Origin of the sequence: Streptomyces sp. NPDC060035, assembly GCF_042736635.1 — a bacterium.
Classification (GTDB): Bacteria; Actinomycetota; Actinomycetes; order Streptomycetales; family Streptomycetaceae; genus Streptomyces.
The window spans coordinates 240721-265913 of record NZ_JBHWVO010000001.1; the positions used below are offsets into that span (position 1 = coordinate 240721).

Sequence of the window (25193 nt, forward strand, 5' to 3'; positions counted from 1 at the left end):
CGGCGCGTCCGGACATCACCTGGCGGAGTCCGCCGAGGAGATGGGCACGGAAGGCGGCGTCGCGGTACGCCTCGCGCGTGTGCCCGAGAGCGGAGAAGACCGGGGCACCGCCGTACTCATGGGTCCAGACGAGCGGGTGGTCCGCGCCCATGCCCCCTCCGTCGTACGAGGACTCGTCGGCGGAGGCCAGCACCCGTACGGTGCCGCGCGGGGCGGCCCGGAAGTCGTACCACTCGTCGGTGAAGTCCCAGCGCGGACCGAGGTGTCGGGTCGCCGGGTGGTCCCTGTCCGTCACGACGACGGTGCCCGGCTGCAGCGCTGGGTGCCGTGCGAAGCGGGCGCCGAGGAGCTCGCCGTAGAACGGCCAGCCGTACTCGGTGCAGGCCGCGGCGTGCACACCCATGAAGCCGCCTCCCGCCGCGCAGTGGGCCCGGAGCCCCTCGCGCCCCTCGGGGGTGAGGACGTCGCCGCTGGTGGAGAGGAACACCACGGCCTCATAGGCGCCGAGGCCGTTCTCGAACACCTCCGGGCTCTCCGTCGCGTCGACGGCGAATCCGTGGTCCGCGCCCAGTTCCCGGAACGCTGCGAGGGCGTCGGGGATCGATTCGTGCCGGTAGTCCGTGGTGCGGGTGTACAGCAGAACCCTGGGCACCGCGGTGCGGGACATCGACGCTCCTCGAACGTACGGACACGACAGACCCGGCGGCCGGCGACCGGCGCGCCACGATGCGAAACCTATCTGCACTTCACTCGGACGGGTGCGTATCGGTGTGGTCATGGGTGGTTCGTGGGACATTGGGCGAGACGTTCCTCGCCGGGCCCGGGCTGCGCCGCGACGGCGTCCGTCCGCTGATGGTCCGCCGCAGCTCGACGCCGAGGCTCCTCACCGCCGGCAAGCCACCTCTCGATCCGGACCGCATTTAGAACGGCCCTGTCCTCCTGCCCATGTCCAGCGTCCAGTAGTGAATCCATGGGCCACCTTGCGAATAGCCAAAGCCGGCCTCGCGGACGTCGTCTGGCGTATACCAGTCATCAAACAGGATGGCATTGCGATGTCCCCAGCCCCATTTCTCATCATCTTGCATCCAGAAGCGCACGACTTTCTCGGCGCTGTCGTATCCCACGGCTACGTTCTCCGACCGCCAGGTGTGGAACCCCGCCTGCTCAATCGGCTGTCCAACCTCCCAAACCAGTACCCCGCCAGGACCGCGGTGCATGTTGAGATCGTCGACAACCCAGTTCTTGTCCTGGCCCTTCAAGAAGATGCTGTGGGCGCGCGCTATCTCGGTCAGCGATCCTGAACGCTTGAAGTCTGGGACACCAGGCGGCATGGTAGCGCTTGCGGAATTCCCGTGAGGCGGGTAATTCTCGGGATATGTACGTGCGTCTGTGACGAAACGTTTCAGTTCCTTTTCCTCAAAAGACATGCCGGTCACGAGGTTGAGAAAAGGGTGAGCTGGCATCGCGATTCCCTCCTGCCATGCGTAGGGCGTACACGTACGGCCTGGCTACCAGGCGCAGGCTTCAGTGACTGGGGCTGGACGGCTTCGTCACGGGCCCGTGAGAGCGGGAACTCAATGCAGACCGCTCGGTTGGCACACACGCGAGCCCTCATCAGCTCATCTCGCCGAGATGAGCTCCGTCGCCGGCGAAATATCCAGCCTGATGCACCTCGTCCGCGGGAGTGCAGTTATCACTCCTTGATGCCTTCCTCTTCCAGGACATCACCACCCCAGTACCTTCGCAATTCACAAGAAGATTCGTCAGGGGGGCGCCCTTGCGGGGGCAAGTGAGGATCTCAGTGCAACCGACGCGGCGGGCTCGTCCTATGACGTCTAAGGGCTGTCCCTCTTGCAGGGGCAAGATCTGGGGGTCCGCAGCAATACGTGCCTCACATGCCTGACAACCCAGCATGGTTCGTGAGCTGCGCAGACCCTTGACAACTCTGGATAAGCCCCGCGCAGAGGTATTGCCTTCAGTCGTACGCCCTGGCCCACGAGTCGGGGATCACCGGGCACGATGCGTTCGTCATGCCCCGCACCCCGGGCCGGGGACAGGAAGTGACGGCCGTAAACACCACCGACCAGTTCCAGTCGGGGACACCACGGCGGCCGGGGTGCCGTCCGGGCCGATCAGGGCGTTCCGCCGCCCCACCGCAACTCGATGGTGCTCATGCCGACCCGCAACTCGATGGTGCTCATGCCGACCGTCACGGTGATGTGGTGCTCGCGGCCCAGGGACTGAAACGCCTGCGGAACGCCCGGCCGGCCCATCAGCTTGTCGTGCCACCGGGCCCCGGTGGGCCCGAGGTTCGCCCGGCGCGAGCCCGCCTCGGCGGTGGTGGCCCGCTCCAGCGCGGCCCGGCGTGAAGCGGAGTTCTTCCCCGCGTCCGAGGTGCTCTGCCTGCCGGCTTGCGGGTGGGATCAGCCGTCGGCTGTGTGTTCCTGGCTGCGCTGGTTTGCGCGGTCGACCTCGGCCATGTGCTCCTCGGCCCACTCGCGAAGCCTGGCCAGTGGTTCTTCCAGTGTCAGGCCGAGTGGGGTGAGCCCGTAGTGCACGCGTGGTGGCACCGACGCTTCCACCCGACGGCTGACCAGGCCGTCACGGGCCAGCCCTTGAAGGGTGACCGACAGCATCTTCTGCGAGACGCCGGCCATCCTGCGCTGGAGTTCGGCGAAGCGCACCTCCTCCGGGGACGCCTCCGCCAGCACTTTGATGGCCATGGACGTCCACTTCGTGCCGATCCGGTCAAGCAGACGTCGGGTCGGACATCCCGGATCGAACAGATCTCCACGATTCCCGGGAGGGGGGCGCCGCGTCGAGGAGGTCACCTGAAGCTCACCACCTGTGGCAGAAGTGCGGTCTTGGCCCCCTCACCGTAGTTACCTATCGTTGTGTTGTCACTATTCGTAACCACCACAGGAGGATCGCTGTGCCTGCCGAACCGCGCCGCATACCTGGCCGTCACCCGTCCGGCGTCGAAATACGGCGGGTGACGGCCAACGGCGTCGACCTCAACGTGGCTCTGTCCGGCGAGGGGCCGGCCGTGCTGCTGCTGCACGGCTTCCCGCACACCTGGCAACTGTGGACCCATGTCATGGACGGCCTCGCCGGGCAATACCGGGTGATCGCACCGGACCTGCGGGGAACAGGCGCGAGTACGCACGCCATGGACGGCTACGACGCCGGAACGCTCGCGGCCGACGCCGAAGCCCTCCTCGACGCTCTCGGGGAGAGTTCGGCGGCTGTGGTGGGCATCGACGCCGGAACCCCACCGGCCTTTCTTCTTGCCATGCGACGTCCCGACCTCGTCCGCCAACTCGTGGTCATGGAGTCACTTCTGGGAAGACTGCCGGGCGCCGAGGAATTCCTCACCCATGGAGCACCGTGGTGGTTCGGCTTCCACGCGGTACCCGGACTCGCGGAAACCGTACTCACCGGGCACGAAGCCCAGTACGTCGACTGGTTCCTGCGCACGGGCTCTCTGGGAAAGGGCGTGGATCCCGCCGTCCGCGACGCCTTCGTCCACGCGTACACCGGGGCTGAGGCCCTGCGCTGCGCCTTCTCGTACTACCGGGCAATGCCCGCGAGCGCCGAACAGATCCAGGAAGCCGCCGGTACCGGCCGGTTGACCGTACCCACCATGGCCATCGGAGCCCGCCCGGTGGGCAGAGCCCTCGAACAGCAACTGCGGCCGCTCGCCGACCACCTCGTCGGCCACACCATCGACGATTGCGGCCACATCATCCCGCTGCACCGCCCCGAGAAGCTGCTCAGCCTTCTGGAACCGTTCCTCGCCTCACCGCTGCCAACCGTCACACCTCGCGCGGACCCAGGAGCCCCGCCGTCCGCGCTTCTGCCGCCATCGCGAACGTGACTTCCGCAGGTGCCAGGTAGTTCGAGGAATTGGAGGGCCATCTTCTCAAATGACCTGGCACCCAGCAGGTCAGGCGCCCATCATCCGCCGGATGCAATGCGACGGGACATTTCCGGTTCTCGTACTGCTTGGGTGGACGCTCGGGTGCACGTGCCCTGTGGATCGGCGGGCCAGAAGCGAACAAGCGCCGGGCCACGATCCGTGCGAGCAGGATGTCCCCGCATTCCCGTCGAAGCCTGCTGGGGGCTTGGCCCGTGCAACCACACGGGCCGCGCGCCTCTGTGTGAACCAGGGACAGACTCACCTCAGACGATCCGTCGCGCTCTGGCGAGGTTGGCAGTCAGTTCGGCACGGGTCTGGTGCTCGTGCGCGACCCACGCGGGTTGACCTGGACCGCTGCGCCACGACTCGCTGAGTGGGCTGTTGTCTGCAGTGTCGAACCCGAACTGGTCGTACAGTCGCGTCACGAGTTCCACGGCTTCGGGAAAGTCGCTCGAGGCCGACAGTGCCAGACGGCCGGGGGTGCCCGCCGCCGCACCCGCGGTGGTGATGCGGGGAGCTTGGATGTGCGTGAAAGCCTTGACGACCTTGGATCGCGGAAGGTGCTTCTGGCGCAGCCCGTGAACGGTTATCTCACCCGAGTCGATGACCGGGATATGGCCATCGCGCCAGACCATGTAGTTGTTCGTGTCAAGCACGATCTTGCCGGCCAACTCCGGCACAGGCATGTCGTTGACCACCTTGAGGGCGACCGCCACGACTGCGAACTCACCGGCAGCAGCAGCGCCGGCAGCGGTTGCGGCACGCGCTGACGGGCCGAGCTCGTCGATGAGGTCCTTCAAAGTCTCGGGTCCTCGTGAATTGGCGATAACGATGTCGTAGCCGTTCGCGATCGCCGCACGCGCGATCTGGCTGCCGACCTCGCCTGCGCCGATGATGCCGATTACTGTCATGGGTCCTTTACCTCAGCGTCTGGTGGGACTGTTGCGCCGCCGGCTGACGTGGCTTTGCTCGCATGCCGTAGCCGTATGGAGCCGGGCGAGGACGCCGCACCTGGGTGCACGTCGGAACCGTTCGTTGACCAGGGTGACGGGTTGACCTGACCGTGACCGTCCTGATCGTCCAGACCTGCTCGGCGCACGGACTTGCCGCTCGCTGGTCGGACTTTCCCTCGGCGTCTCCTGCGGGCCCGTGTGCGGTGCCGGCGGTAGGGAACCGCTGGTGCACTGCGTCACCTTCGCGCCGCTGCGGCAGGGCCGGCCGGGCGCCGCCATTCTTGCCGGATGTGCGGCCGTCACGTCAGATCTGGTTCAGGCCGCCGTCGACGTACAGGCTCGAACCGGTGATGAAGCTGCTCTGCTCGGAAGCGAGGAAGGTCACGGCGGCGGCGATCTCCTCCGGGCGCCCGAGCCGGCCCAGCGGCACCTGCGTAGCCAGTTGCCGCTTGAGGCCGGCGGCCTGCTCCGGGTCGGGAGCGAGCCCCGACAGACCAGGGGTATCGGTCGGGCCGGGCGTGATGGTGTTGACCCGGATGCCGCGTCCCTTGAGTTCGTTGGCCCAGGTCCGGGAGAACGATCGGGTGGCGGCCTTGGTCGCCGCGTACACGCCGAACGCCTCCGCGCCGACATCCACGTTGGTAGAGCCGTTCAAGATGACCGAGGCGCCGTCGTTGAGCAGTGGCAGAGCCTTCTGAACGGTGAACAGCGTGCCCCGGACGTTGATACCGAAGAGGGCGTCGAAGTGCTGTTCGGTGACCTGCTCAAGCGTCTCGAACGCGGCGACGGAGGCATTCGCGAACAGTACGTCCAGGCCCCGTCCCCGGCTGCGGATCGTCTCGTAGAGGCGGTCCAGGTCAGCCAGGTTCGAGATGTCGCCGATCACCGCGGTAGCCGCTGGACCGATCACTTCGACGGCCGCGTCGAGTTCGGTCGTGCGCCGACCGGTGATGAACACGTGTGCCCCCTCGGCCGCCAGTCGTACGGCACTGGCCAGGCCGATTCCGGTGCCGCCTCCGGTGACGAGAGCGGTCTTCCCCTCAAGCAGTCCCACGTGAATAGCCTCCTTCAACTTCCGCATCGATCGATGCGGAAGTTGAACGGTAGCACTTCCGCAGCGATCGATACAGAAGAGGTAGACTGCGGATGTGGAGACCAAGAAGAACGGCCCGATCGGACGACCGCGAGGATTCGACGCCGACGAAGCTCTGGAGCGCGCCATGCTGGTCTTCTGGGAGCACGGCTACGAGGGCGCCAGCCTGGCCAACCTGACCGACGCGATGGGCATCTCCACCACCAGCATGTACGCGGCCTTCGGCAACAAGGAGGAGCTGTTCCGCAAGGCCCTGGAGCGCTACACCGAAGGCCCGGGCGCATACCTGACCCGGGCCCTGGAGGAGCCGACCGCCCTCGGCGTCGCCACCGCGATCCTGACGGGCACCGTCCGAACCACCACCCGCCCGGCCCACCCCCACGGGTGCCTGGGCGTCCAGGGCGCCCTCACCGCCAGCGACTCCGGGCGTGGAGTCCGTGACCTTCTCGCCGCCTGGCGCAACAACGGCTGCTCCTGCGTCCGGGAGCGGTTCCAGCGAGCCATCGACGAAGGCGAACTGCCTCCGGAAACCGATCCGGGGCTACTGGCCCGCTACATCACCACCTTGGCATTCGGCATCGCCGTGCAGGCCGCGAGCGGTGTCGGCCGCGATGAACTCCAGGAGATGGCCAACGCCGCCCTACGCAACTGGCCGATCTCCTGAGCACCGCCCGGCGTTCGTCTTCGCGAGCAACTGCCTGCTGTAACAGCCGGTTCTCACAGACGACCATTATCTTGAGCAGCCCATGCAGTCTGGGCTCTGCCCTGGGTGTCCTTGTTGCGGACGCTGTCCGCAACAAGGGCCGGCGGAGTCGAGGGCATGGGATCAGCAGGGGCCGATCGTGCACGGCGCGTACCCGGCGCGCAAAGATGCCTTGCCCGTACGGAGATTGACCGTCCCGGCCACCGGAGCTTCGGCCCGGTGCCGCTGGCGCTGCGGGTTGGCCGCCGAGCGCAGCCAACCCGTCGGCACCGCGACCTCCGACTCCTTCGCCTGCTCCCACCCGGCGCCCAGCAGCCACAGCAGGCGGAACCACCGCAGCAGTCCGTAGCCGTGGCTTCGGCAGGTCAGCCGACCGGAATCTCCGAGCGCCGGGTCCCGCAGAAACGCCGTCACCGGCTCGACCTCGGCTCCCGCCGGGTCGAGCATTGCGTACGCCGGATGTGCCCGGTTCACCTCGACGACCGGTCCGAGGCGAGGGATGGCCCGTCGGCCCTCCATCAACTCATCGCGCACATCCATCACTTGCTCTCTTGATCGCGGCCTGTTACTCCGTGACCAACGAGGCGGGGACGGTGCAGTCGACAGAGCGGTCTTGCACGGCCGGCCGGATCGGGTTTGGCTGATCGCATGCAGCAACCGCTTTCCCTCCCACGGCAGCTCTCCGCCCTCGACCACCGGTACCGGGGCGAACACCCCATTCGTACCCTCGGTTATCTCCTGCGCCCCGACCGGCGCCGGCTCGCTCTCGGTGTGGCCGCCTTCATCGTCAAACACAGCCCCATCTGGCTGCTTCCGCTGATCACCGCGAACATCATCGATGTCGTCGTCCAGCACCGCCCGGAGCGGGAGCTGTGGGCGAACGCGGGCGCCCTGCTCTTCGTGCTCGTGCTCAACTACCCGCTGCACCTGCTGTATGTGCGCTGCCTGAACGGCAGCGTGCGGCGCATGGGCACCTCGCTGCGCGACGCGCTCTGCCGACGGATGCAGCAGTTGTCCATCGGCTACCACTCCAGGACGAGCGCCGGGGTCCTGCAGGCCAAGGTGGTGCGGGATGTGGAGACCGTCGAGCAGATGGTCCAGCAGTCCGCCGACATGGGACTGGCCGGCATCGTCACGCTGATCGGTGGTCTCGTCGTCATCGCCGTACGGGTCCCGTCCTTCCTTCCGGTGTTCCTGGTGGTCGTCCCGCTCGCGGCCCTCCTGGTCATGAAACTGCGCTCCAGGCTGCGCAGTCACAACGAATCGTTCCGGCAGGAGGTCGAGCAGCTGTCCGCCCGGGTCAGCGAGATGACGAGCCTGATCCCCATCACCCGGGCCCACGGTCTGGAGCACGCGGCGCTGGGCCGTGTCGACGGCTCGTTGCGTCAGGTGCTGCTCGCGGGTCTGCGCCTCGATCTGCTCAACGGCCGCTTCGGTGCACTCGCCTGGATCCTCCTGAACGCGCTGGGTGTGGCCTGCCTCGCGGGCTCGGCCCTCGTCGCCTACCACGGCTGGCTGCCGATGACCGCGGGCGATGTCGTCATGCTGAGCGCCTTCTTCACCACCCTCACCGGATCGATGACGACGCTGCTGAGCCTGGCCCCGGTCATCAGCAAGGGCCTGGAGTCGGTCCGTTCGGCCGGCGAGGTGCTTCAGGCTCCCGACCTGGAGAACAACGCGGGCAAGGACCTGGTCGACCGGGTCGATGGCCGCATCGACTTCGAGCAGGTCGGATTCGCCTACGAGGGAGCGGGCGGCACCGCGGTGGAGAACTTCACCCTGTCCGCCCGCCCGGGTGAGACGGTGGCGCTGGTGGGAGCGTCGGGCGCGGGCAAGTCGACCGTGCTGAACCTCCTCATCGGCTTCATCCGGCCGACGTCGGGGCGGATCCTTCTCGACGGCACGGACATGGCGACGCTCGATCTGCGCAGCTACCGGCAGTTCCTGTCCGTGGTCCCCCAGGAGTCGATCCTGTTCGAGGGCACCATCCGGGACAACGTCACCTACGGCATGGGCGATACGGACGAGAGGGCGGTCCGCCGCGCACTGGCGGACGCCAACGCACTGGAGTTCGTCGAGGCGCTGCCCGACGGCATCCACACGGTCGTGGGCGAGCGCGGGGCACGGCTCTCGGGCGGGCAGAAGCAGCGCCTCGCCATCGCCCGGGCCCTGATCCGCGATCCTCGGGTACTGATTCTGGACGAGGCGACGTCCGCCCTGGACACCCGGTCGGAGGCGCTGGTCCAGGAGGCCCTGGCCCGGCTGGTGCACGGCCGCACGGTGTTCGTGGTGGCGCACCGGCTCTCCACGATCCAGGCGGCGGACCGCATCGTGGCGATGGAGCGGGGGCGCATAGTCGAGGTGGGTACGCACGAGGAGCTGGTGCGCGGGAGCGGGGTGTACGCGGGGCTCCAGCCGAAGCGGCCGGCATAGGACCATCACGTTCGAACACCTGTCAGGCTGGCGTTACCCTCGACAACTCACGTACTCCATAAGGCAGATGACGGGAGTCCCTCATGTCCACGGAAACCGGTGCGGCTGTCGATGCCGAGCCGCGCGGTCATTCGCTCGTACCGGGTCCGAAGGGGCTGCCCTTCCTGGGAAGTCTGCCTCAGTTCGGAAAGGACCCGCTCGCCTTCTTCGAGCGTCTGCGCGGGTACGGATTCATGGTGAGCTGGCGCTTCGGTCGCAACAACTGCGTGTTCATCTCCGACCCCGAGTGCATAGGCGAGCTGCTCACCGAGACGGAACGCACCTTCGACCAGCCGCTGCTGGGTATCGCGTTCCGCACGGTGATGGGCAACGGCGTGGTGGTCGCACGCGGTCCGGACTGGCGGCGCAAGCGGTCGCTGGTGCAGCCGTCCGTGCGGCCCAAGCAGGTGAAGTCGTACGCGTCGACGATGACGAGTTGCACGGTGGACCTCGCGGACACCTGGTCGGGGGGTGAACGCATCGACATCAAACGGGAGATGGCGGCGCTGACACAGAAGATCGCGGTCCGCACGATCTTCGGGGTGGACACCCCCGCGGACGCGGAGTCGATGGGCCGGGCGATGGACATCGCACAGCAGGAGATCGGCAAGGAGTTCAGCGGCCTCGGAGCGATCCTGCCCGACTGGGTGCCGACGCCCGGCCGGGCCAGGATCAAGAAGGCCGCCGCGGTGATCGACGCCGAGGTCGGCCGGGTGGTGGCCCGCCATCGCGACGGGGACGGGGAGCGCCCCGACCTGCTGAGCCGGCTGCTCTCCGCGGTGGACGAGAGCGGCGCGCACCTCACCGACCAGGAGATACGCGACGAGACGGTCACCCTCTACATCGGCGGGCACGAGACGACCAGTTCGACGCTGGTGTGGGCCTGGTACCTGCTGTCCCGCAATCCCGGGGCGCGGGCGGCACTCACCGATGAGCTCGACCGGGTCCTGGGCGACCGGGAGCCCGGTATCGACGACTACGCGCAACTGACCTACGCCCAGGCGGTGGTGAAGGAGACCCTGCGGCTGTACCCGACGATCTGGCTGGTGACCGGGGTCGCCAAGGAAGGGGCTCGGATCGGTGGCGTACCGATGCCGGTGGGCACGCGGGTGTGGAGCAGTCAGTGGGCCACGCACCGGGACGAGCGGTGGTTCCCGCAGCCGGAGGAGTTCCGTCCGGAGCGCTGGGACCCGGAGCACGGTGACGAGATCCCGGAGTACGCCTGGTATCCGTTCGGCGGCGGCCCCCGGGTCTGCCTCGGTACGCGCTTCGCGATGGTCGAGGCGGTCCTGGTCCTCGCCGTCCTGGCGCGCCGTTTCGAGCTGGAGGTGGATCCGGGCGTGATCAACCCCGTACCGACGCTGACGCTGCAGCCGGACCGTGAGGTCCTGGCGACGGTGCGGGCGCGCCGAACCACCTGAGGTTGACCTCAAGCTTGCTTGAGGTCGTAGCGTTCCATGCGTACGAACCCGACTCCGGAGGCACTCGCATGGACATGGAAGTCACAGCGTGGACATCGCTGCACAGCGCGATGAACGCGCAACAGGACCGCAGGCCCTTCTCCCGGGCCACCCTGCGCCGCATCGCGGCGTTCGCCCGGCCGCACCGGGGGCGGATCCAGCGCTTCCTGCTTCTCAGTGTGGCCACCGCGCTGCTCGCGGTGGCCACACCCGTTCTCGCCGGACAGGTCGTCGACGCGATCGTGCAGGGCCGGGACACCGGTACCGTCACGCGGCTCGCCCTGCTCATCGCCCTGATCGCCGTGTCCGAGGCCGGGCTCGGTCTCCTCACCCGGTGGCTGTCCGCCACCCTCGGCGAGGGGCTGATCCTCGATCTGCGTACCGCAGTCTTCGATCACGTCCAGCGGATGCCGGTCGCCTTCTTCACCCGGACCCGGACCGGTGCGCTGGTCAGCAGGCTCAACAATGACGTGATCGGCGCCCAGCGGGCCTTCAGCAGCACCCTCTCCGGTGTCGTCTCCAATTCCGTCACCCTGCTGCTGACGCTGGCCGTGATGCTCACCATCTCCTGGCAGATCACGCTGCTCGCCCTGGTCCTGCTGCCGGTGTTCGTCGTCCCTGCCCGCCGGATGGGTTCCCGGATGGCGGCGCTGCAGCGGGAGGCCGCCGGTCACAACGCCACCATGGGCACGCAGATGACCGAGCGCTTCTCGGCGCCGGGCGCGACCCTCATCAAGCTCTTCGGGCGTCCGGCCGACGAGTCCGCCGCATTCGCCGCACGCGCGGGCCGGGTCCGCGACATCGGCGTCCGTACGGCCATGCTCCAGTCGACGTTCATCACGGCGCTCACCCTGGTGTCAGCCCTGGCCCTCGCGCTGGTCTACGGACTCGGCGGCTACTACGCGCTGCGCGGCAGCCTCGAACCCGGCGCGGTCGTCGCCCTCGCCCTGCTGCTCACCCGCCTCTACGCCCCGCTGACAGCACTGGCCGGTGCCCGCGTCGAGGTGATGAGCGCCCTGGTCAGCTTCGAGCGGGTCTTCGAGATCCTCGACCTGAAGCCCCTGATCGCCGAGAAGCCGGATGCCCGCCGGGTGCCGGACGGGCCGGTGTCCGTGGAGTTCGACGGTGTGTCCTTCGGCTATCCGTCCGCCGACAAAGTCTCCCTCGCCTCGCTGGAGGAGGTCGCCACCCTCGACTCGCGGGGCGGCACGCAGGTCCTGCACGACGTCTCCTTCACCGCCCGGCCGGGGCGGATGGTCGCGCTCGTCGGTTCGTCCGGTGCGGGCAAGTCGACGATCGCGCAGCTGCTTCCCCGGCTGTACGACGCCGATGCGGGCTCCGTACGGCTGAACGGCGTCGACGTACGTGATCTGACGGCCGACTCGATCCGCGAGACCCTCGGCATGGTCACCCAGGACGGGCACCTGTTCCACGAGTCGGTGCGCGCCAATCTGCTCCTGGCCCGGCCGGAGGCCACGGAGGACGACATCTGGGACGCGCTGCGCCGCTCCCGCCTCGACGGGCTCGTCGCCTCGCTGCCCGACGGCCTCGACACCGTCGTCGGTGAGCGCGGCTACCGGCTCTCAGGCGGCGAACGCCAGCGGCTGACGATCGCCCGGCTCCTGCTGGCCGGTCAGCGCGTCGTCATCCTCGACGAGGCGACCGCACACCTGGACTCGACGTCGGAGGCGGCGGTTCAGGAGGCACTGGCCGAGGCCCTGGAAGGCCGCACCGCCCTGGTGATCGCCCACCGGCTCTCCACGGTGCGGGCCGCCGACCTGATCCTGGTCATCGAGGAGGGCCGGGTCGCCGAACGGGGCACGCACGACGAGCTGCTGGCGGCCGAGGGCCGGTACGCGGAGCTGTACCGCACCCAGTTCGAGCGCCCGGGGGCGGAGAAGGCGGCCCGGCCCGTCGCCTGACCGGCAGCACCCTGCGGGCCGGGGAAGGCACCTTCCCCGGCCTCCGGCGTGCCGCGGAGGTGGCCGCGGACGCGGACGAAGCACTCCTAGGTGAACCGCAGCTCCGCCGGGTGCGTCACGCGTCGAAGGAGCGGCAGCGATGTCGCCGCGGCCAGCAGGCAGGCCGCGTAGACCGCGACGGGGACAAGGAGCGGGAGCAGCGGTACCGAGCCGGCGCCCACGAGGCCGGCGTAGGCCAGGTACAGCGCCGTGCCTCCGACGCCCGCGAGCAGGAGCGCCGGTGCCAGAGGGAGCGCGGTCTCCAGGAGCGCGGCCCTGGCCAGGACCGTGCGCGGCACCCCGGCCGCGGCCTGGACGGCCAGGCCCCTGCGGCGGGTGGCCAGCGACTCTGCGGTGCCCACAGCCAGTCCGCAGAGGCTGATCGCCAGGGCGACCAGGACGGCGGATCCGGCGAGGTCGATGCCGGTGGTGTAGAACGCCAGGTCTCCCGCCGCGTTGTCGCTCTCGTGCAGGTCCGCGAGCAGGACCGCCCGCACGCCCACGAAGCCCACCCCGACGACGGTGACCAGCAGCAGCGCGGCATGGGTGCGCGCAGCCGCCCAGGGGTCGTGCGCAAGGCGGCCTGCGGCAATGAGCACCGCGGGGTGCTGCGCGCGGGGGGTGAGCCGCCGGCCCAGGAACGCCGCCGACGCCCCGGCCACCCAGATCGCGCCCGCCCCGGTGAGGAACACCAGAGCCAGGACCAGCGCCGGGAACGCTGCGGAGCGGACGCCGGTGGAGAAAGGAACGAACAGCCCCGCCGCGGAGATCAGCACACCTGCGAGCAGGAAGCCGAACACCGCCCTGCGCCCCCGGTCCGGGCCCGTGCGGCGCACCTGGTCGAGCGGTGACGCGACCACGTGGCGCAGGGCGAAGACGCTGACCAGGGCCGCGGCCACCGGAACGGCGAGGACGACCACCGCGAAGCCCGCCCAGGCCGCGGGATGCGGCGCGTGTCCCGTTACGGCGAGGAGTACGGCGAAGGCGGCGAAGGCGGCCACCGACCCGGGGAGGGAGGGGAACGCGGACTCGACCGCGGCGATCCTCCGCACCTGTGCGGGGGATGCCCCGGTGAGCCGCATCGCGGCCATCCGCCGGTGGCGGTGCACGGCGCCGATGCGGGCGCACTGGCCGAGGAATCCCAGCACGGGGACCAGCAGGAGCACGAGCGTGAGCACCACACCGGCGCGCTGCCCGGGCTGGTTGAGCAGGCCGTGTGCGTACGGGATCGACACCTGCCCCGGGACGGCGGCGATCGCCACCGCGCCGAGCGCGAATCCCGTCGCGGCCAGGGCGCCCAGAGTGGTGAGCACGATCCTCCACCCCTCGCGGCGTTCGGATCCGCGCGCAAGGATCCAGGCGATGCGGACGTCAGCCTTCATGGCGAACCGCCTCCTGGCCGGTGACAGCGGCCGAGCCGGAATGGACGGCCCCGTCCCGCAGCCACACCTCTCGGTCCGCGTACGCCGCGGTCTGCGCGTCATGGGTGATCAGCAGGACCGCCGTGGCCGATTCCCGGGCGGCGTGCACCAGGGCGGTCATCACCTGTTCCCCGGCGAGCGAGTCGAGGGCCCCGGTGGGTTCGTCCGCGAAGACGGCCTTCGGTCCGGTGACCAGGGCGCGTGCCAGTGCCACCCGTTGGCTCTGACCGCCGCTCATCCCACCGGGGCGCAGGTCTGCCTGCCCGCGGATGCCGAAGCGCTCCAGCCACTCGCCGGCCTGCTCGTTCGCCGGGCCGCGGCGGATCCCCGCGAGAAGCAGGGGAAGGGCCACGTTGTCGAGCGCGGTGAGCTCGGGGATCAGCTGGCCGAACTGGAACACCACCCCGAAGTCGCTGCGCCGCAGCTCGCTGAGCCGTTCCTCGGACGACCGGTCGATCTGCTCGCTTCCGTAGGTGACGACGCCCTCGTCGGGGCGGACGATCCCGGCCAGGCAGTGCAGCAGGGTCGACTTGCCGCTGCCGCTCGTGCCGGTGACGGCCAGGATCTCGCCTGCGTGGAGGTCGAGCGAAGCGCCGCGCAGTGCCTCAGTCCTTCCGAACGACTTCTTCAGACCGCGCGCCGTGATCAGCGCGTTCTCCCCTGGAAGGAGCTGTTCGTCCCGTGTGCTCATGCTGCGTTGACCTCCGCGGTCAGGGTGTCGATGCGGGCTGCGGTGGTGGTCATCCACCGCACGTCGGCGTCCAGATGGGCAAGGGCGTAGTCGGCCGAGAGCACCGTGCTGAGATCGGCGCCCGGCGTGGTCTTGAGTGCGGTGAGCTCGCGCATCCGCTCCATGTGGGCGGCTCGCTGGGCCAACAGGTACGTTGCGGCGTCCGGTGTCCGGCCGTCCCGGTCCGGCCGTGTGCCGGCTGCCTCGACGAGGATCGAGACCACGACCTTCGCGAAGATCTCGTTCGTCACGAAGGGTGCCGGCGCGGTGATCTCGTCGGCCCACCGGGCCAGTTCACGTGATCCCTGGTCCGTGGAGCGGTAGAGAGTTCGCTCGGGGCCGCCGTCGGAATCGGTGCCTTCGACCGCGGCCAGGCCGTCACGCACGAGGCGTTGCAGAGTCGTATAGACCTGCCCGTAGGCCAGCGGGCGGGCCTGTGGAAAGCGTGCGTCGTACTGTCGCTTCAGGTCGTAGCCGTGGCAGGGACCGGCGGCGAGCAGGCCCAGGAGGACATGGCGGGTGCTCATGGCCCGACTATATACTCGGTACATGTACTGAGTGAATAGTCGGGCGGACTCGGTGGCCCGGCGGGCTGAAGGACATGAACGTGCGGACCGCAGCGGCGGGGCGTGCGAAAGGGCCTCAGCCGTCGCGACGTGTGCCGCGGCGGCTGAGGCCCGATCCGGAGGGAAGCGCCTGACTCAGGTCACCGGACCAGCCACTTCTTCCAGGTCTCCGGGTTCTTCTCGATCCACTTCTCGGCCGCCTTCTGCGGCGTGAGCTTCTCGGAGGCGATCAGTTCGGAGACCTCGTTCTGGTCCTTCTCCGACCAATGGAACTTCTTCAGGAAGTCCGCGGCGTCGCCGCCCCGCTTCGAGAAGTCCGCGTTGAGGTACTTCTGCAGCGGGGTCTGCGGGTATGCGCAGTCGATGTCGGCCGGGTCCTTGGCCCCGCACGCGTCGGTGTACTCCGGGAGTTCCACCTCGACCATCGGCACCTCGTTGAACAGCCACTGCGGCTGGTACCAGTAGCTGAGGAAGGGCTTCTTCTCCTTGGCGAACTGCTGGATCTGGGTGATCTGGGCGGCCTCGGAACCCGCGAAGACGACCTTGTAGTCCAGGTCGAGGTTCTTCACGAGCGCCTTGTCGTTGGTGACGTAGGACGGCGAACCGTCCATCAGCTGGCCCTTGTCGCCGCTCTCCGCGGTACGCAGTTCGTCCGCGTATTTGTCGAGGTTCTTCCACTGCGTGACGTCGGGGTGCTCGTCCGCCCAGTACTTCGGTACGTACCAGCCGATGTGACCCGTGACGCCGAGGTCGCCGCCGGGAACGATGGTTTTCTTGTCCTCGACGTACAGCTTCTCCTGGTCGGGGTGGCCCCAGTCCTCCAGGATGGCGTCCACGCGGCCCTGGCTGAGTGCGTCCCAGGCGGGGACCTCGTCCGTCTGGACCAGGTCCACGCGGTAGCCCAGCTCGTCCTCCAGGAGCTTCTGCGCGACGGCCACATTGGCCTGTGCGCCGACCCAGGACTGGACGGAGAGCGTGACGGTCTTGATGTCCGCGGGGGCGGCGAACGGGGACGCCTGCTTGGTCATGTCCGCCGCACCGCAGCCGGTGACGACAAGCAGGGCGGCGGCCGAGGCGACGGTCGCGGACGTGCGCAGGTGCGCGCGGGTACGGGTGCGAGCCATGTCAGCTCTCCTTCCGCTGGCGGCGGGTGGTGGGCTGGGTGACCCGGTCCAGCATCAGCCCCAGACAGACGATCGCGGCGCCCGCGACGAGGCCGGTCGCCAGGTCGCCCTGGGCGAGGCCGAACACGACGTCGTAACCGAGTGCGCCCGAGCCGACGAGGCCACCGATGATGACCACGGCGAGGACCAGGACGACGCCCTGGTTGACAGCGAGCAGCAGGGCGGGCCTGGCCAGCGGCAGTTGCACCTGGCGCAGCTGCTGGCCACCGGTGGCGCCGAGCGAGCGGGCGCACTCCATCGCGGCGGGGTCGACGCCCCGGAGTCCCTGGGTGGTGATGCGGACCACGGCGGGCAGTGCGTAGACGACGGCCGCCGCGGCGGCGGGGGCGCGGCCGACACCGAAGAGGGCGACGACCGGGATGAGGTAGACGAACTGCGGCATGGTCTGGAAGACGTCCAGGACGGGGCGCAGCAGCCGCTCGAGGCGTTCGCTGCGTGCGGCGCCGATGGCGATACCGAAGCCCAGGACCAGGGTGACGGCGACAGCGGCGATGACCTGGCTGAGTGTGTCCATCGACGGCTCCCAGACGCCGAGGACACCGATGCCGGCCATGGCCAGCACGGCGGTGAGCGCGGTGCGCCAGGTGCCGATGGTCCAGGCGAGTGCGGCGACGACCAGCAGGACCGACCACCAGGGCAGGCCCTGCAGTCCGCTGCGCAGCGGGTTGAGGATTCCGCTGGTGAAGTGCTCCGCCCAGTCGGCGGTTCCGCCGACGACGGGGACGCCGGTGTAGAGGTGGTCGACCATCCAGTCCTTGGCGGTGTTGACCGGTCCCGCGATGGCGACGATCGCGCCCTCGGGCCAGATCCGGCCGCCGGTGAACCGTCCCAGGACGGCGACGGCCGCCACGATCAGCGCGGCCAGGCCCCAGCCGGGCAGCCCCCGCAGGGCGGCCGGGCCGGTCGCTTCCGTGCCGATCTTCCTGCCTGCGGCCTCGGTCGTACGGTCCAGGACGACGGCGAGGAGCACGATCGGGATGCCCGCGGCGAGCGCGGCACCGACGTCGACGGAGGACAGTGCCTGGTAGACGCGGTCGCCCAGGCCACCGGCTCCGATGATGGAGGCGATGACGGCCATCGACAGGGCCATCATGATGGTCTGGTTGAGCCCCAGGAGCAGTTCCTTGCGGGCCAGCGGCAGCCGGGCCGTCAGCAGGCGCTGCCTGCCGGTGGCGCCGAGCGAGGCGACGGCCTCCATGACACCGGCGTCGGCGCCGCGCAGGCCGAGTGCGGTGAGCCGGGCCATCGGCGGAGCCGCGTAGACGACGGTCGCCAGGACCGCGCCGGGCACCCCGATGCCGAAGACCAGCACGACGGGCAGCAGATACGCGAAGGCCGGCAGCACCTGCATGGTGTCCAGGACGGGCCGCAGGACCCGGAAGGTACGGTCCGAAAGCCCGGCTGCGAGCCCGAGGAGCATGCCGAGCACCACGGAGGCGAGGACTGCGACGATCATGAGGGCGAGCGTCTGCATGGTCGGCACCCACATGCCCAGCAGGCCGCAGACGCCGAAGCAGACGGCGGCGGTCAGGGCGAGCCGCAGCCCGGCCACCCGCCAGGCGACGACCGCGGCGAGGGCGGTGACACCGGCCCAGCCGAGCGCGAGCAGCACCAGGTAGACGCCGCGTACGGACAGGACGACGGCGTTGCTGATGTGGCCGAAGAAGTAGAGGAACAGCGGGTGGCTGTCGCGGTTGGCGATGATCCAGTCGTTGACCTCGCCGAGTGGTCCGGTCAGGTCGACGGTCAGGGCCGTGGGCCAGACTCCCCCGCCCCACTGCGCCTGGAGCAGGGGTACGGCGACTGCGGCGATCGCCAGCAGGATCAGGAGCTTGCCGAGTGCGGGGCGGCCGCGCAGGGCGGCGAGGGGTCCGCTGCCCGGGGGTCCTGCGGCGGCTGCGGTGGTGGCTGGGGCGGTTGCCATCAGACGCTCACCTCGTGGGCCCCCGTGCCCGCGACCACGTCGAGCAGGCACGCGTGGTCGACGATGCCGACCAGCCTGCCGTCGTCCATGACCCGTGCTGTCGGCTCACCGGAGCGGGCGACCGCTTCGATGGCCTCGGAGACGGTGGCGTCGGGGCGCAGCGCCGGACCGTGTTCGCCCTCTCCGGCGGCCGGGGGCCGCATGGCGGTCGAGACGGTGAGGACCTGCTCGCGCGGTACGTCGCGCACGAACTCGCGGACGTAGTCGTCGGCGGGCGACCCGACGATCTCCTCGGGGGTGCCGAGCTGCACGATGCCGCCGTCGCGCATCAGGGCGATGCGGGTGCCCAGGCGCAGGGCCTCGCTCAGGTCGTGGGTGATGAAGACCATGGTGCGGCCCTCCTCCTTGTGCAGCCGGACGACTTCGTCCTGCATCTCCCTGCGGATCAGCGGGTCGAGTGCGCTGAACGGTTCGTCGAACAGGAGGACGGACGGGTCGACGGCGAGCGCGCGGGCCAGTCCGACGCGCTGCTGCTGGCCGCCGGAGAGCTGGGCGGGGCGACGGCCCTCAAGACCTGTCAGGCCGACCTTGTCCACCAGTTCGGCCGCCTTGGCCCGTCGTTCGGCCTTGCCGAGGCCCTGGATCTCCAGGCCGTAGGCGACGTTGTCCAGGACGGTGCGGTGCGGCAGCAGTCCGAAGTGCTGGAAGACCATGGCGGCTCGGTGGCGGCGCAGTTCACGCAGCCGGGTGCGGTCCATGGCCAGGACGTCCTCGCCGTCGATGGCGACGGTGCCGCTGGTGGGCTCGATCAGCCGGGTCAGACAGCGTACGAGGGTGGACTTGCCTGAGCCCGACAGGCCCATGACGACGAAGACTTCGCCCTTGTTGACGTCGAAGGAGACGTTGCGTACGGCGGCGGTGCAGCCGGTGCGTTCGCGCAGTTCGGCGGCGGGCAGATCTGCGTACTCACTGCCCGGAATGCGGTCGGCCTTGGGGCCGAAGACCTTCCAGAGGTCACGGACGGAGAAGACAGGTGTGGTGGATTCGCTCATCGGACGTCGCCTCCGGTGGTCGGGGTCGCTCGGAGAAGCTCGGCGCACTTCTCGCCCACCATCAGGACCCCGATCATGGGGTTGACGGCGGGCATGGTCGGGAAGACGGACGCATCGGCGATGCGGATGCCGTCCAGGCCCTGGATACGCAGCTGCGGGTCGACGACGGCCGCCGGGTCGCCCGGGGCGCCCATCCGGCAGGTGCCGGCCGGGTGGTAGACGGTGTGCGCGACCTTGCGGGCGTACTCGCTGATGTCCTCGTCGGAGGTGACATCGGGGCCGGGGCACACCTCGCGCGTGAGCCAGTGGGCCAGCGGTTCGGTCTTCGCTATCTCGCGGGCGAGCTTGATCCCGTCGACCAGGGTGCGGCCGTCGTAGTCGTCCTCGTCCGTGAAGTAGCGGAAGTCCAGGGCGGGTTTGACCGCGGGGTCGGCGCTGGTGAGGTACAGGCGGCCTCGGCTGCGCGGCTTGGGGATGTTCGGGGTCATCGACACCCCGTGCGCGGGCTTCTCGTAGCCGAGGCGTTCCGGGTTGTCGGTGAAGGGGATCTGGTAGAAGTGGAACATCAGGTCGGGGCCCCGGGATCCGGGATCCCTGCGTACGAAGAGGCCCGCGTCGGAGTCCATGGCGGAGTTCTCGGGGATGGGCCCGTCGGTCTCCCAGACGATGACGGACTCGGGGTGGTCGAGCAGGTTCTCGCCGACTCCCGGTGCGTCGTGGACGACGGGGATACCGAGCGCCGTCAGGTCCTTCGCCGAACCGATCCCGGAGTGCATCAGCAGCCGCGGGGTGTCCACCGCACCCGCGCAGACGATGACTTCACGGGCCGCGCGCAGCAGCAGTTCCTCGCCGCCCTCGGTGCGGACGTGTACGCCGGTGGCGCGGTTGCCCTCGAACTCCAGCCTGTACGCCCAGGTCTCCAGCAGGATCTCGAGGTTGGGGCGGTCACCGGCCTCGATGTGCGGGTGGAGGTAGGCGACGGAGGCGGAGGAGCGCTTGTTGTTCTCCGGGTGGTAGGCGAGGTCGAAGAACCCGGCGCCTTCGTGGAACGGCTTCCTGTTGAAGCTCTCGAGGCGCGGGACCCCGGCCGCCGCCTGCGCCGCGTCGACGAAGTCGCGGGCGATGGCGTTACGGTCCTTCTCGTCCACGGGCACGATGTTGTTGCGCAGCCGGGCGAAGTACGGGTCCATGGAGGCCGCGTCCCAGCCCTCGGCGCCCGCCTCGGCCCACTCGTCCCAGTCGCCGGGCAGCGGCTTGAAGCTGATCAGCGTGTTGTGCGAGGAGCAGCCGCCGAGGACCCGGGCCCGGCTGTGCCGGATGTGGGAGTTGCCGCGCGGCTGTTCGGTCGTGGGGTAGTCGTAGTCGAGGTCGCCACCGAGGAGTCCGAGCCAGCGGCGCAGGGTGAGGACGTCGTCGCGGTCGATGTCGGTGGGGCCGCCCTCGATGACCGTGACGGTGACGTCGGGGTCCTCGGTGAGGCGGGAGGCGATGACCGAGCCGGCGGTGCCGCCTCCGACGATCACGTAGTCGACAGGTTCGGGGAGTGCGGTGCTGGGGGACGGGGGCATCGGTCACTGCTCCTTCTGCAAGGTGCTTGCGTGTGCGTGTTGCTGCGAACAGCGGGGCGGGGGACGGCGGAGCGGGTGAGCCGCGCCGGTCGGCCGCTCCGGGGCAGCGGCTCCGGTCAGCCGGCGAACCAGCGCTGCGGGCGCGGGTTGAGGTTCTGGTAGATGTGCTTGGACTCGCGGTACTCCGCGAGCCCGGTGGGGCCGAGCTCGCGGCCCGTACCGGACTTGCCGAAGCCGCCCCACTCCGCCTGCGGGAGGTACGGGTGGTAGTCGTTGATCCAGACGGTGCCGTGCCGCAGCCGTCCGGCGACGCGCCGGGCACGGCCCGCGTCGGTGGTCCAGACGGCGCCCGCGAGCCCGTAGTCCGTGTCGTTGGCGAGCCGGATGGCCTCTTCCTCGGTACGGAAGGTCTCGACGGTCAGGATCGGCCCGAAGGTCTCCTCGCGGACCACCCGCATCTCCCGGTGGCATCCGTCCAGGACGGTCGGCCGGTAGAAGTAGCCGCTCGCGGGCCGTATGTCCGAGGGTTCGGGGCGGGCACCGCCCGAGCGGACGATCGCGCCCTCCTCGCGGGCCGAGGCGACGAACGCCTCGACCTTGGCGAGCTGCTGGGCAGAGACGAGCGGGCCGCATTCGACGCCGTCGACGGTGCCCCGGCCGAGCCGGATTGCGTCGGCGCGGCGGGCGAGTTCGGTGACGAAGCGCTCGCGGACGGACTCCTCGATGACGAGCCGGGCCCCGGCGGAGCAGACCTGGCCGCTGTGGAAGAACGCGGCGTTCAGCGCCTGGTCGACAGCGGTGTCGAAGTCCTCGTCGGTGGCGCACGCGTCGGCGAAGACGACGTTGGGGTTCTTGCCGCCGAGTTCCAGGGCGACCTTCTTGACCGTGGGGGCTGCGGCCCGGGCGACCTTCGTACCGCTGGCGAGACCGCCGGTGAAGGAGACCAGATCGACGTCCGGGTGCTCGGAGAGCCGGGCGCCGACGGGGTCGCCCGCGCCGGTGACGAGGTTGGCGGCGCCGTCGGGGAGCCCGGCCTCGGAGAGCAGCCGGATCAGGTGGACCGTGGAGAGCGGGGTGACCTCGCTGGGCTTGAGTACGAAGGTGTTGCCGGCGGCGAGCGCCGGGGCGATCTTCCAGCTGGCCTGGAGCAGCGGGTAGTTCCACGGGGCGATCAGGGCGCAGACACCGACAGGCTCGTGCACGACGATGCTGTGCACATCGGGGTCGCCTGCGTCGACGACCCGGCCGCCGCTCTCGTTCATGACGAGGTCGGCGAAGTAGCGGAAGGCGTTGGTCACGTCGTCGACGTCGACGCGTCCCTCCTCCAGGGTCTTGCCGGTGTCGCGGCTCTCGGTGATCGCGATCTCCTCGCGGTCCCGCTGGAGGAGGTCCGCGACCCTGCGCAGCAGCCCGGCGCGCTCGGCGACGGGCCTGTGCGGCCAGGGGCCGTCGTCGAAGGCACGGCGCGCGGCGGCTATCGCCGCGTCGGTGTCCTCGATGCCGGCCTCGGCGACGAGCGCGAGCACGGTGGCGTCGGCGGGGTCGAGGATCTCGCGCGTCGCGCCCGATCCGGCGGCCCGCCAGGTTCCGTCGATGTGAATGGTCTCGAGCGCCGCCATGTAGTGGTCTGCCTTCCGTGCCTGACTTGCTCCGCACCGGTCCGGCCGAGCACTGTTCCGCGCCGGTGGGCCCGGTTGGGGCACACCAGCGGCCTGGACACCTGTCCGGTCCGGCGGAATGTATGCCGAGAAGTTCACCCTGGGTGACATGACTCACTGCCGTACCCCTGGTAACGCAGAAGGGCCCGCCGTCGGCCCCTGGCTGGGGCCGACGGCGGGCCGTCGTGCGGGTGAGCGGCGGATCAGGTGACCGACACGGCCCCGGCCCCCTCCCCCGTGGCTCCGGATTCCTCCACGCTCACGCGGAACGGACGGTCGGTGCCCTCCGCCACGACATGCACGGCGGCTCCGTCCCGTACGACGCGGAAGGCTGCCGCGCGGCCGCCGGACAGGTCCGGGACCGTGACCTCGCTCTCGCCGCTGCCGGAACCGAACACCCGCAGGGTGAGGCCGTCCAGCCAGTCGCCGTCCGGCCGCTGGTCGTCGGCGCCCCAGGGCAGCACGGCGCCGTCCCTGACGAGCAGCGGCAGGCTGTCGAAGCCGTGGGTCTCGTGGCGCCAGGCAGGGCCGGTGATCCGCTCACCGGTGAGCAGCGACGTCCAGGTGCCCTCGGGGACGTAGTACTCGACCTCCCCGTCCTCGGTGAAGACGGGCGCGACCAGCAGGTCGGAGCCGAGCATGTACTGCCGGTCCAGGGTGCGGGAGGCCGGGTCGCCCGGGAATTCCACCAGCATGGGGCGCATCATCGGGATGCCCGTACGGTGGGCCTCCGCCGCCACGCCGTACAGGTAGGGCATCAGGCGGTGCTTGAGCAGAGTGAACTGCCGGGCCACGTCGACCGCTTCCTCGCCGAACGCCCACGGCACCCGGTAGGAGACGTTGCCGTGCAGACGGCTGTGCGAGGACAACAGGCCGAAGGCGAGCCAGCGTTTGAAGACCGCCGGGTCGGGGGTGCCCTCGAAGCCGCCGATGTCATGGCTCCAGAAGCCGAAGCCGGACAGGCTCAGCGAGAGACCGCCCCGCAGCGACTCGGCCATCGCGGTGAACGAGGCGAAGCAGTCGCCGCCCCAGTGCACCGGGAACTGCTGCCCGCCCGCCGTCGCGGAGCGGGCGAAGAGCACCGCCTCGCCCGTTCCGCGCTCCTTCTCCAGGAGCTCGAAGACGGTGCGGTTGTAGAGCTGCGCGTAGTAGTTGTGCATCCGCTCGGGGTCGGAGCCGTCGTGCCAGACCACGTCGGTCGGTATGCGCTCGCCGAAGTCCGTCTTGAAGCAGTCGACACCCTGGTCGAGCAGCGCGCGCAGCTTGCTGTTGTACCACTCGCGGGCTGCGGGGTCGGTGAAGTCGACCAGCGCCATGCCGGGCTGCCACAGGTCCCACTGCCAGATGTCGCCGTTCTCCCGCCGCACGAGGTACCCGAGCTCGGCGCCCTCCGCGAACAGCACGGACTTCTGGGCGATGTACGGGTTGATCCACATGCTGATCCGCAGTCCGCGCTCCTTGAGCCGGGCCAGCATGCCCTCCGGGTCGGGGAAGACCTCGGGGTCCCACAGAAAGTCCGACCACTGGTACTCGCGCATCCAGAAGCAGTCGAAGTGGAAGACGCTGAGCGGGATGTCGCGCTCGGCCATCCCGTCGACGAAGGAGGTGACGGTCTCCTCGTCGTACGACGTGCAGAACGAGGTCGTGAGCCAGAGACCGAACGACCAGGCCGGCGGCAGCGCGGGCCGGCCGGTCAGCGCCGTGTAGCGGGCCAGGACCTCCTTCGGGGTCGGCCCCGCGACGATGTAGTACTCCAGCGACTGGTCCTCGACGCTGAACTGCACCTGGCCGACGGACTCCGAGCCGATCTCGAAGGAGACCTTGCCGGGGTGGTTGACGAAGACGCCGTAGCCGCGCGAGGAGAGGTAGAACGGAATGTTCTTGTACGCGAGATCGCTGCTGGTGCCGCCGTCGGCCTGCCAGATGTCGACGGTCTGGCCGTTCTTCACGTACGGCGTGAAGCGCTCGCCGAGACCGTAGACGTTCTCGCCGACGCTCAGCGCGAGTTGGGCGATCATGTGGTGGGTACCGTCGGGTGTCGTGGCGAACGCCGTGCCCTTGGGATCCACGCCCGTGAGGCGCCGCCCTTCGGCGTCGAGGAAGGTCATGCCCCAGGGACCGTCGCCGTCCATGCGCAACGTCAGTGGTCCGCTGGTGAGTTCGGTGACCGCACCGTCCCGGCGGGTGCGGGCGGCCGGCGCTGTGCTGTCGCCGGGCAGGAGGGTGAAATCGGGCCCGCGCCGGGCCTTTCCGGCGTGGTGCGTGATCCGAACACCGATGACGCCCTCGGCCGGGGAGAAGCAGTCGACGGTGATCAACGGGGTGTTGAGCGTGTCGCCGCGTGCGGCAACCCGCTTGACCGCGGCGTACGCGGTGAACTGGTCGGCTTCGACGCGCAGATCGCGGATCTCGGTCGCGTAGGAGGCGCGGACGCCCTCACGCATGAGCCAGAAGCCGTCGGTGAACTTCATGAGGACTCCTTGCCGGTGGCAAAGGGAAACGGTCGGGGGACGGGGGCGTGCGGCACGG

Annotated in this window: 20 protein-coding genes and 1 pseudogene; 5 read left to right on the top strand and 16 right to left on the bottom strand. The window is 69.6% G+C overall.

From position 1 onward, the window contains the following. Positions 1-22: 22 nt before the first annotated feature. From ACFWBQ_RS01140 to ACFWBQ_RS01155, 4 genes and pseudogenes are all read right to left on the bottom strand, one after another. Positions 23-667: pseudogene (locus tag ACFWBQ_RS01140) on the bottom strand (ThuA domain-containing protein); the annotation flags it as partial. Positions 668-920: 253 nt separating this feature from the next. Continuing rightward, positions 921-1463, bottom strand: coding sequence for a CAP domain-containing protein (locus ACFWBQ_RS01145; protein ID WP_385482605.1), 543 nt, complete (start codon positions 1461-1463; stop codon positions 921-923). A 669-nt stretch (positions 1464-2132) separates the two neighbouring features. Then, positions 2133-2273 carry a hypothetical protein gene (locus ACFWBQ_RS01150; protein WP_385482607.1) on the bottom strand — a complete coding sequence of 47 codons (141 nt, stop codon included), beginning with the start codon at positions 2271-2273 and terminating at the stop codon, positions 2133-2135. Between the two features lie 150 nt (positions 2274-2423). After that, on the bottom strand, positions 2424-2831 hold the full coding sequence (locus ACFWBQ_RS01155) for a winged helix-turn-helix transcriptional regulator (RefSeq protein ID WP_385482609.1): 408 nt from the start codon (positions 2829-2831) through the stop codon (positions 2424-2426). A gap of 101 nt (positions 2832-2932) precedes the next feature. Between ACFWBQ_RS01155 and ACFWBQ_RS01160 the strand changes: the two genes are divergently transcribed. After that, complete coding sequence (locus tag ACFWBQ_RS01160) at positions 2933-3877, top strand: alpha/beta fold hydrolase (protein ID WP_385482611.1); 945 nt, start codon at positions 2933-2935, stop codon at positions 3875-3877. Between the two features lie 305 nt (positions 3878-4182). Here the strand turns inward: ACFWBQ_RS01160 and ACFWBQ_RS01165 are convergent, their stop codons facing one another. Together ACFWBQ_RS01165 and ACFWBQ_RS01170 are read right to left on the bottom strand one after the other, a co-directional pair. Then, a complete protein-coding gene (locus tag ACFWBQ_RS01165; RefSeq protein WP_385482613.1) occupies positions 4183-4830 on the bottom strand; it encodes an NADPH-dependent F420 reductase in 648 nt (215 codons plus the stop codon). Positions 4831-5176: 346 nt separating this feature from the next. Continuing rightward, positions 5177-5926: an SDR family oxidoreductase gene (locus ACFWBQ_RS01170; protein ID WP_385482615.1), complete on the bottom strand. Its 750-nt coding sequence runs from the start codon at positions 5924-5926 to the stop codon at positions 5177-5179. Between the two features lie 94 nt (positions 5927-6020). Here ACFWBQ_RS01170 and ACFWBQ_RS01175 point away from each other — a divergent pair, with 94 nt between their 5' ends. Continuing rightward, entirely contained in the window at positions 6021-6629 is a 609-nt protein-coding gene (locus ACFWBQ_RS01175) for a TetR/AcrR family transcriptional regulator (protein WP_385482617.1), read from the top strand. A 162-nt stretch (positions 6630-6791) separates the two neighbouring features. Here the strand turns inward: ACFWBQ_RS01175 and ACFWBQ_RS01180 are convergent, their stop codons facing one another. Further along, the gene (locus ACFWBQ_RS01180; RefSeq protein ID WP_385482619.1) at positions 6792-7208 is read right to left on the bottom strand and encodes a hypothetical protein; all 417 of its coding nucleotides are present in this window, start codon (positions 7206-7208) and stop codon (positions 6792-6794) included. A 108-nt stretch (positions 7209-7316) separates the two neighbouring features. Here ACFWBQ_RS01180 and ACFWBQ_RS01185 point away from each other — a divergent pair, with 108 nt between their 5' ends. The 3 genes from ACFWBQ_RS01185 to ACFWBQ_RS01195 all read left to right on the top strand — a co-directional run bounded on the left by ACFWBQ_RS01185 (position 7317) and on the right by ACFWBQ_RS01195 (position 12522). Then, positions 7317-9101 carry an ABC transporter ATP-binding protein gene (locus ACFWBQ_RS01185; RefSeq protein ID WP_385482621.1) on the top strand — a complete coding sequence of 595 codons (1785 nt, stop codon included), beginning with the start codon at positions 7317-7319 and terminating at the stop codon, positions 9099-9101. Positions 9102-9184: 83 nt separating this feature from the next. Further along, positions 9185-10561: a cytochrome P450 gene (locus ACFWBQ_RS01190; RefSeq protein WP_385482623.1), complete on the top strand. Its 1377-nt coding sequence runs from the start codon at positions 9185-9187 to the stop codon at positions 10559-10561. A gap of 68 nt (positions 10562-10629) precedes the next feature. Further along, positions 10630-12522: an ABC transporter ATP-binding protein gene (locus ACFWBQ_RS01195; RefSeq protein ID WP_385482625.1), complete on the top strand. Its 1893-nt coding sequence runs from the start codon at positions 10630-10632 to the stop codon at positions 12520-12522. A gap of 86 nt (positions 12523-12608) precedes the next feature. On the opposite strand, the gene ACFWBQ_RS01200 is transcribed toward ACFWBQ_RS01195, so the two are convergent. From ACFWBQ_RS01200 to yicI, 9 genes are all read right to left on the bottom strand, one after another. Further along, positions 12609-13943 carry an FtsX-like permease family protein gene (locus ACFWBQ_RS01200; protein WP_385482627.1) on the bottom strand — a complete coding sequence of 445 codons (1335 nt, stop codon included), beginning with the start codon at positions 13941-13943 and terminating at the stop codon, positions 12609-12611. After that, on the bottom strand, positions 13933-14673 hold the full coding sequence (locus ACFWBQ_RS01205) for an ABC transporter ATP-binding protein (protein WP_385482629.1): 741 nt from the start codon (positions 14671-14673) through the stop codon (positions 13933-13935). The genes ACFWBQ_RS01200 and ACFWBQ_RS01205 overlap by 11 nt, the downstream gene beginning before the upstream one ends. Then, positions 14670-15239, bottom strand: coding sequence for a PadR family transcriptional regulator (locus ACFWBQ_RS01210; protein ID WP_385482631.1), 570 nt, complete (start codon positions 15237-15239; stop codon positions 14670-14672). Before ACFWBQ_RS01210 ends, ACFWBQ_RS01205 begins: the two co-directional genes overlap by 4 nt. Positions 15240-15418: 179 nt before the next feature. Next, complete coding sequence (locus tag ACFWBQ_RS01215) at positions 15419-16402, bottom strand: ABC transporter substrate-binding protein (protein WP_385482633.1); 984 nt, start codon at positions 16400-16402, stop codon at positions 15419-15421. 1 nt (position 16403) lies between these two features. Beyond that, positions 16404-18386, bottom strand: coding sequence for an ABC transporter permease (locus tag ACFWBQ_RS01220; RefSeq protein WP_385482635.1), 1983 nt, complete (start codon positions 18384-18386; stop codon positions 16404-16406). Beyond that, positions 18386-19438 (bottom strand): glycine betaine/L-proline ABC transporter ATP-binding protein, encoded by a 1053-nt coding sequence (locus tag ACFWBQ_RS01225; protein ID WP_385482637.1) that lies wholly within the window; start codon positions 19436-19438, stop codon positions 18386-18388. The genes ACFWBQ_RS01220 and ACFWBQ_RS01225 overlap by 1 nt, the downstream gene beginning before the upstream one ends. Further along, positions 19435-21006 (bottom strand): GMC family oxidoreductase, encoded by a 1572-nt coding sequence (locus ACFWBQ_RS01230; protein WP_385482639.1) that lies wholly within the window; start codon positions 21004-21006, stop codon positions 19435-19437. The genes ACFWBQ_RS01225 and ACFWBQ_RS01230 overlap by 4 nt, the downstream gene beginning before the upstream one ends. A 116-nt stretch (positions 21007-21122) precedes the next feature. Next, complete coding sequence (locus ACFWBQ_RS01235) at positions 21123-22625, bottom strand: aldehyde dehydrogenase family protein (protein ID WP_385482641.1); 1503 nt, start codon at positions 22623-22625, stop codon at positions 21123-21125. 242 nt (positions 22626-22867) lie between these two features. Then, the gene (gene yicI / locus ACFWBQ_RS01240) at positions 22868-25135 is read right to left on the bottom strand and encodes an alpha-xylosidase (RefSeq protein WP_385482643.1); all 2268 of its coding nucleotides are present in this window, start codon (positions 25133-25135) and stop codon (positions 22868-22870) included. Between the last annotated feature and the right edge of the window lie 58 nt (positions 25136-25193).

Coding starts and splice junctions, on each gene's coding strand:
- ACFWBQ_RS01145 (WP_385482605.1), bottom strand. CDS start 1,463: ATGCCAGCTCACCCTTTTCTCAACCTCGTGACCGGCATGTCTTTTGAG.
- ACFWBQ_RS01150 (WP_385482607.1), bottom strand. CDS start 2,273: ATGGGCCGGCCGGGCGTTCCGCAGGCGTTTCAGTCCCTGGGCCGCGAG.
- ACFWBQ_RS01165 (WP_385482613.1), bottom strand. CDS start 4,830: ATGACAGTAATCGGCATCATCGGCGCAGGCGAGGTCGGCAGCCAGATC.
- ACFWBQ_RS01180 (WP_385482619.1), bottom strand. CDS start 7,208: ATGGATGTGCGCGATGAGTTGATGGAGGGCCGACGGGCCATCCCTCGC.
- ACFWBQ_RS01185 (WP_385482621.1), top strand. CDS start 7,317: ATGCAGCAACCGCTTTCCCTCCCACGGCAGCTCTCCGCCCTCGACCAC.
- ACFWBQ_RS01190 (WP_385482623.1), top strand. CDS start 9,185: ATGTCCACGGAAACCGGTGCGGCTGTCGATGCCGAGCCGCGCGGTCAT.
- ACFWBQ_RS01195 (WP_385482625.1), top strand. CDS start 10,630: ATGGACATGGAAGTCACAGCGTGGACATCGCTGCACAGCGCGATGAAC.
- ACFWBQ_RS01200 (WP_385482627.1), bottom strand. CDS start 13,943: ATGAAGGCTGACGTCCGCATCGCCTGGATCCTTGCGCGCGGATCCGAA.
- ACFWBQ_RS01205 (WP_385482629.1), bottom strand. CDS start 14,673: ATGAGCACACGGGACGAACAGCTCCTTCCAGGGGAGAACGCGCTGATC.
- ACFWBQ_RS01210 (WP_385482631.1), bottom strand. CDS start 15,239: ATGAGCACCCGCCATGTCCTCCTGGGCCTGCTCGCCGCCGGTCCCTGC.
- ACFWBQ_RS01215 (WP_385482633.1), bottom strand. CDS start 16,402: ATGGCTCGCACCCGTACCCGCGCGCACCTGCGCACGTCCGCGACCGTC.
- ACFWBQ_RS01220 (WP_385482635.1), bottom strand. CDS start 18,386: ATGGCAACCGCCCCAGCCACCACCGCAGCCGCCGCAGGACCCCCGGGC.
- ACFWBQ_RS01225 (WP_385482637.1), bottom strand. CDS start 19,438: ATGAGCGAATCCACCACACCTGTCTTCTCCGTCCGTGACCTCTGGAAG.
- ACFWBQ_RS01230 (WP_385482639.1), bottom strand. CDS start 21,006: ATGCCCCCGTCCCCCAGCACCGCACTCCCCGAACCTGTCGACTACGTG.
- ACFWBQ_RS01235 (WP_385482641.1), bottom strand. CDS start 22,625: ATGGCGGCGCTCGAGACCATTCACATCGACGGAACCTGGCGGGCCGCC.
- yicI (WP_385482643.1), bottom strand. CDS start 25,135: ATGAAGTTCACCGACGGCTTCTGGCTCATGCGTGAGGGCGTCCGCGCC.